Origin of the sequence: Faecalicatena orotica (assembly GCF_905197545.1) — a bacterium.
Lineage (GTDB): Bacteria > Bacillota > Clostridia > Lachnospirales > Lachnospiraceae > Faecalicatena_A > Faecalicatena_A orotica.
The window spans coordinates 136,055-142,544 of the sequence record NZ_CAJJZH010000011.1 but is presented as its reverse complement, the minus strand read 5'-3'; the positions used below and the strand labels follow the sequence as shown (position 1 = coordinate 142,544).

The window sequence follows — 6,490 nt, the reverse complement described above, 5'->3', positions numbered from 1 at the left end:
AAGCCAGTGAACCCGCTGACATCAAGGCTTGTTAAGCTGGGATTGTTATTACATGCCAGATACTGCAAGTTTGTAAAATATCCGATTCCGGTTAAATCTGAAATTCCCTGAAAGCCGACATCAATCTGCGTTACTGCATTGATTTCTGCCTGTGATAAATTTCCGCTGTCATCTGTATCAAATTTCTTTACATAATCCCTAAACGCACTGTCTGGGAAGTTTGTATCGTTGATTGTGACATCTCCCGCATTTGGAATTGAAAGTACGCCTTTATCTAAACTAAGGGTATCAGCCTTTGGCGCACTCTCTGTAACTGGCTTCTGTTCTATGGCTGTTACAGCTAGATTACATTCCACATAATGCCCATCCGCATTGTAACCCTCTACTGCGCTGTAATCATACGTTTTATCGTCCACTGCGATTCTGGCAGGGTATTCCGGTTTTTCCTTGCTGATGATGGTGTTTCCGTCCGTCCAGCTCCATCCATCCGGCAAAGCAATGTCCTGCAAAGCCTGTCCATCATTCCCTGACAGTTCCTGCGGCAGTGTGATCGGAGGGGCATTTTCCCTGATTTCTGTTGATTCTGCCTGCTGTACAACCGTTGCCTCTGCGTCTGCTGCGTAAACCGTGGCAACAGGTGAAAGCACGGATGTGATACTCATGACCGTGGCAACCACGACAACGGCACTTTGTTTTTTCTTATCTGCCATTTCTATTCCTCTCCTTTTCCATAGTCGTTCACAAGGTGGAAAACATAGCCTTAATGTAATGATTAGACAGACACCCAGCGGGTGAGAATTCCTTTTCACAGGTTTATGATTGTATTAAGGTATGCCTTTAGTGCTTGGGCTTATAATCGTTCTATTGCCGTGAAAGTGCTTGTTTTTTAGAGGAAAATCATGTAAAATTTATAGTGTGGAAATATAAGAAAATTCATTTGTGCAAAGGCATACCTTCGCACAATTCAATATATGCTTCTGGACTATTCACTCATCCTCCTGTAAATACTAGAACAGGAGGTGTTTTTATTTGAAGAAGAATTTTTATGGCTACATGCGGGTTTCCAGCATAGACCAGAATATCGAGCGTCAGCGTCAGGAACTGCTCCGCTGGGGAATCGTGGAAAAGCATATCTATGCTGACAGGCTGTCCGGCAAGGATTTTAAACGGCCAAGCTATCAGAAACTGCGAAAAAGGCTCAAAGAAGGGGATGTCCTTGTGGTGAAGTCCATTGACAGGCTGGGGCGCAATTATGAGGAAATACAGAGCGAGTGGCGTTATATCGTCAAGGAGGTGAAGGCGGATATCGTCATCATTGATATGCCGATACTGGACACCCGAACCAATAAGGACTTGATCGGTACGCTCATTTCCGATATCGTGTTGCAGCTTCTCTCTTATGTGGCGCAGACAGAGCGTGAATATAACCGCCAGCGGCAGGCGGAAGGGATTGCCATTGCCAAGGCGCAGGGCAAGCACTTAGGCAGACCACGCAAGCCCTATCCAAAGGGCTTTGATACCTGTTTTGAATCATGGCATGATGGGCGCATGGACTTTTCGGAAATGGCAGTGCAGCTCCATTTGAGCAGGGAAGAACTGCGCTGGCTCATACGGCGAAAAAACAGGGATAAAAAAGGATGAAGAACAGGCTGCTTATATCAGGCAGCAATCCGATTGTGCAGATGGAAAACCATAAAGAAGGATTATCATCTTGCAATATTAAACAGAATCCATTATAATGTGCGCAGGACAACGAAGTTCAAATTAGGCTTCGTTGTCCTTTTTGCATTGCTAAGGAGGCGGGATATAAGATGGCAGTTACGTTGCGGCAGTTATATGAGGATGTAAAAACAAAAGAGGATATCACGCTTGTTGCCGGGGAGCAGGGACTCGACCACACAGTCCGCTGGGTACATATGGTAGAAGGGACCGAGATATCTTCTTTTTTGGAAGGGGATGAGGTAGCGTTTACAACCGGGATTGCACTAAAAGATATGGAGGGCCTGCTGGAACTGGCTGTCCTCAACCAGAGGCGGCAGGCGGCCGGAATGGTCGTCAATCTGGGGCCTTATATTAAGGAAATCCCGGCAGAAGTCCTTGCTTTTGGAAATGAAAACGGTTTTCCTATCTTTTCCGTACCCTGGCGGGTCCATATGGCAAATATCATGCGTGAATTTACCAGGCAGATCCTTCTGGATGATATGAGAGGCCTGGAAGTGGAAGCTGCTCTAAAGAATGCTTTCTTTTTGCCGGACCATACAGAGCTGTATCTGCCGGTATTAAAGAAGCATGGATATAAACCGGAATGGCTGTACTGCGTGACGGTCATTGAAATCTGGGATAGGGAAGGGCTTCGCCCTAAACCGGAGCTGCTAAAAAAACTGGTGCATTTCAGTTCGGATTTTTTTCGGGTCCGCCAGAGATATACTGCTGTCATAGAGAATGAAGGGGATATCATTGTCCTTTTCTGCAATATGACAGAAGAACAGGCGGAAGGACGGATGTCAGACTTCACCAAAAAGCTGCATGGCAGGCCGTTTTCAGACTTTGGACTCTCATGCTATATGGGGAGCGGAAGCACAGTGGGCGGCGCTTACAGGCTGGGGGAATCTTTTGAACAGGCAGAACGTGTAAAAAGCCTCCAGAAAAAGAGGGGGCAGAAAAATACCCCTTTGTCTTATTCTAGGATGGGGGCATACAAATTGTTCCTTTCTTTGAAGGAAGAAGTGCGGGAGGAATACTATACCGAAACACTGGGCTGCCTGGAAAAGTATGACCATATAAATGAGACGGATTATCTTTATTTCCTGAAAAAATTCTTTGAACTGGGCTGTAGCACGCAGGAGGCCGCCGCCCGGCTTCACCTGCACCGAAACTCTGTGGCTTACAAACTGCGTAAGATTGAAGAGATTATTCAGATGCCTGTAAATGAGCCATACAGCCGAACAAAGATTATGATAGCCCTTATGCTGCAGGAAATTCAATGACGTGATCCCTGATCCTGACGTATAGCCTCTGCCTTTTGTAGATTCTTGCACAAAAAAAGACAGGAGGCTGGCTATGTTACATGAAATAATGTTCCAAATCATTTTATTTTTGTCCAACACCATCCAGACGATTACCGGGTTTGCAGGCACGCTGCTGGCTATGCCCTTTTCCATAGGGCTTGTGGGAGTGGAAGAGGCAAAGGCGGTTCTGAACCTCTTTACGTTAGCAACATGCCTCGTCATCACGCTCCAGAACCGACACCAGATTCAGTATGGGATCCTTCTGCGGATTGTTTGTGGCATGGCGGCCGGAATGCTGGCCGGGATCTGGCTTTTTGACAGGCTGCCCCTGCAGATGCTGCTGAAGCTTTATGCTGTACTGGTGATCCTGTTGGCGCTAAAAAAATTGCTGTTTAAAAAAGAAATACCCCTTCCGTCCTGGATGATGCTTTTTGTAGTGTTTGCTTCCGGCATCATACATGGTATGTTTTTGTCCGGCGGTGCGCTCCTGGTAGTCTATGCGGTCACAGTCCTGAAGGATAAACAGGAATTTCGCGCTACTATGGCTCCGGTGTGGGTGATTTTAAACGCCCTTCTGATGCCGGCCCATTATCAGGCGGGATACTATACTGTACACAACTTGTCTGCCGCGGCAGTCAGCATCCTGCCGCTGGTCTTGTCAATCGCCCTGGGCAATTACCTTTACCGCAAGATCAGTCAGAAACATTTTTTGACAATCACATATATTCTGCTGATCATCTCCGGTGCCTCTTTACTGCTTTGAGCCTTATACCGTATGCTGTGGTACCTGTGCACATGCACAAAAATCTTTGTCATTGTGAACCTTGTATCCATTTTCTGAAAAGGTTAAGATAAGCTCAGCAAGGAAATACAAAAGGCAGAGACAAAGGTGTCAGTTACGGATATGCAGTCCGGAACCGGCGCCTTTCTTTGTTGTTTGGCGCATGCGAAAGGAGAATAGATCATGAGTTTAACAGGAAAAGAAGTAGCAGATATGCATCAGCAGTACATTATGCAGTCATGGAATAAAGCAGGGGGCGAGGCAGTACCGGTAAAAGAGGCAAAAGGGATTTATTTTTGGGATTATGACGGCAAAAAGTATGCGGATATGTCCTCTCTGCTGGTATGTTCCAATCTGGGGCACAGCCTGCCGGAGATCACAACAGCCATTCAGAAACAGGCAGAGCTGATGTGCTTCATGTCTCCTGCCTATGCATCAGAACCCAAGAGCCTGCTTGCGAAAATGCTGGTAGAGGCGGCAGGGGAAGAGACCTTTAAGAGGGTGTTCTTTACCAATGGCGGGGCAGAATCCAATGAGAATGCGATTAAAATGGCACGGATTGTGACCGGCAGGACGAAAATCTTCTCCTGCTACAGGAGCTATCACGGGGCAACCCTGGCCGCTTCCAACGCCTCAGGTGACTGGCGCAGGTTTGCTGCTGAGATAGGAGGGGCGAATGGGTTTGTGAAATTCATGAACCCGCAGATGTACCGGGATGGATATACTTATGGCGTGGATGATGAGAAGGTGACGAAGAAAGCGTTGGCAGAGCTGGACCTGCAGTTAAGATATGAAGGAACGCAGAATGTAGCGGCAGTCCTGATGGAGTCGGTCGTGGGAGCCAACGGGGTCATCCTTCCGCCAAAAGGATACATGGAAGGTATCCGGAAACTGTGTGACCAATACGGCATCCTGATGATCTGTGATGAAGTAATGGCAGGTTTTTTCCGTACCGGGAAATGGTTTGGATGGCAGAATTTTGATTTCAAACCGGATATGATCACCTTTGCCAAGGGTGTGACCTGCGGCTATGTACAGCTGGGAGGGGTAATTGTGAATAAACGGGTGGCCTCTTATTTTGAAGAGAACGTCCTCCCCTGTGGGCTGACCTACTCTGGGCATACTCTTGCCTGTGCGGCCGGTGTGGCAGCCATGAACTACTACAAAGACCATGAAATTGAGAAGCATGTATCTGATATGCACACCATTGTGGCTCCTTTCATGCATGAGATGGTAAAGAAGCATGCCTGCATCGGGGAAGCAAGGTGCATCGGGCTGTTTGGTGCACTGGAGGTTGTCAAGAATAAAGAAACCAGAGAGCCTATGCAGGAATACGGAGTACCCGGCCCGTGGATGACGTGGATTTTTGCTGAATTAAAAAAACGAGGCTTCGCAACGTTCGGAAGGGAAAACTTCATTGAAATCTGCCCGCCCCTTATCATTACAAGACAGGAGCTGGGGGAGTATCTTCCAATTTTGGATGAAGTGCTGACTATGGTGGATGAAAAGATTGCATCTGGAGAGATCCAGTGATGAGGGGAGGTATTTTATGAATTGGGAATATCTACAGCCAGTTAAGATCTGGTTTGGTGACGGCAGCAGAAAAAGGATCAGGGAGGCAGCCAAGGCTATAGGATGCAAAAATGGGCTTTTGGTCAGTGACCCGTTTTTCCTTTCCAGCGGCCTTGCAGAGCAGCTGTTATCTGAAAGCGGCGGAGTGCTGACCGGGATATATGGGGAGGTATCGCCAAACCCGGATGTGAAAGAGGTGGATACCTGTGCAGCGATTATCCGCAAGAATAAACATGGATTTGTAGTGGCACTGGGCGGCGGAAGTGCACTTGACTGTGCGAAAGCGGCTGCCAGCATCTGTATGACAGAGGATTCCATACGAAAATACCATGGGACAGGAGTGGCAATGCCTCAGGAGCATCTCCCGCTCATTGCAATTCCCACCACAGCCGGGACCGGCAGTGAAGTGACCTGCGTGTCTGTACTTACCAACCACGCAGAGGGAGAAAAATCACCTATCGTGTCGGATGGTTTTTATCCCACTCTGGCACTCATAGATCCGGAACTGACTTATTCTATGCCGCCGGGTGTGACAGCCAGTACAGGGATTGATGTACTCTGTCATGCACTGGAGGGCTTTTGGAGCAAAGGGCATCAGCCAGTATGCGATGCTCTGGCCAGACATGCGTGCAGGCTGGTTTTTACATATTTAGAGAGAGCCTGCATGAATGGCAGCGATAAAGAAGCCCGTGAAAAGATGGCAGAAGCGTCTTTGATCGCTGGAATGGCATTTACGCTGCCAAAAACAACGGCATCCCATGCGTGTTCTTTTCCACTGACCAACCTGTATCATATCCCGCACGGGGAAGCCTGTGGGCTTACCATTGATTATTTTGCGAAAATAAATGCGGAAGCGGAGAGCAGGAGACTGGAAAGTTTTGCGGATGATTTGGGTTTTGACGGTGTAGAGGGGATGGCAGAAAAAATACGCAGCCTGAAAATGAAACTTGGGCTTCGGACAGATTTAAAGGATCTAAACTTGACACAGGAGCAGATTGAGGAATTGATAAGAATCAGCAGACATCCCAATCTTTATAACAACCCTGTGGAGATTACGGATGATATGCTCAGGGAAATGTATTACCGCATGGCATGTGGCAGCTGATCCGGAAATTCTGCCAATAGGGAG

5 protein-coding genes and 1 pseudogene are annotated in these 6,490 nt (G+C 47.6%); 5 read left to right on the top strand and 1 reads right to left on the bottom strand.

Annotated elements, in window-relative coordinates:
• A pseudogene (locus ABIN22_RS20200) lies at positions 1–710 on the bottom strand (hypothetical protein); the annotation flags it as partial.
• Positions 711–1,029: 319 nt separating this feature from the next.
• On the opposite strand from ABIN22_RS20200, the gene ABIN22_RS20195 reads away from it, so the two are divergent.
• The 5 genes from ABIN22_RS20195 (at position 1,030) to ABIN22_RS20175 (ending at position 6,466) form a co-directional block, all read left to right on the top strand.
• Positions 1,030–1,641 (top strand): recombinase family protein, encoded by a 612-nt coding sequence (locus tag ABIN22_RS20195; protein ID WP_346910778.1) that lies wholly within the window; start codon positions 1,030–1,032, stop codon positions 1,639–1,641.
• Positions 1,642–1,811: 170 nt separating this feature from the next.
• Entirely contained in the window at positions 1,812–2,987 is a 1,176-nt protein-coding gene (locus ABIN22_RS20190; protein ID WP_346910776.1) for a PucR family transcriptional regulator, read from the top strand.
• A gap of 73 nt (positions 2,988–3,060) precedes the next feature.
• Positions 3,061–3,771, top strand: coding sequence for a sulfite exporter TauE/SafE family protein (locus tag ABIN22_RS20185; protein ID WP_346910774.1), 711 nt, complete (start codon positions 3,061–3,063; stop codon positions 3,769–3,771).
• Between the two features lie 201 nt (positions 3,772–3,972).
• Positions 3,973–5,322: an aminotransferase class III-fold pyridoxal phosphate-dependent enzyme gene (locus ABIN22_RS20180; RefSeq protein WP_346910772.1), complete on the top strand. Its 1,350-nt coding sequence runs from the start codon at positions 3,973–3,975 to the stop codon at positions 5,320–5,322.
• Positions 5,323–5,338: 16 nt separating this feature from the next.
• On the top strand, positions 5,339–6,466 hold the full coding sequence (locus tag ABIN22_RS20175; protein ID WP_118618777.1) for an iron-containing alcohol dehydrogenase family protein: 1,128 nt from the start codon (positions 5,339–5,341) through the stop codon (positions 6,464–6,466).
• Positions 6,467–6,490: the final 24 nt, after the last annotated feature.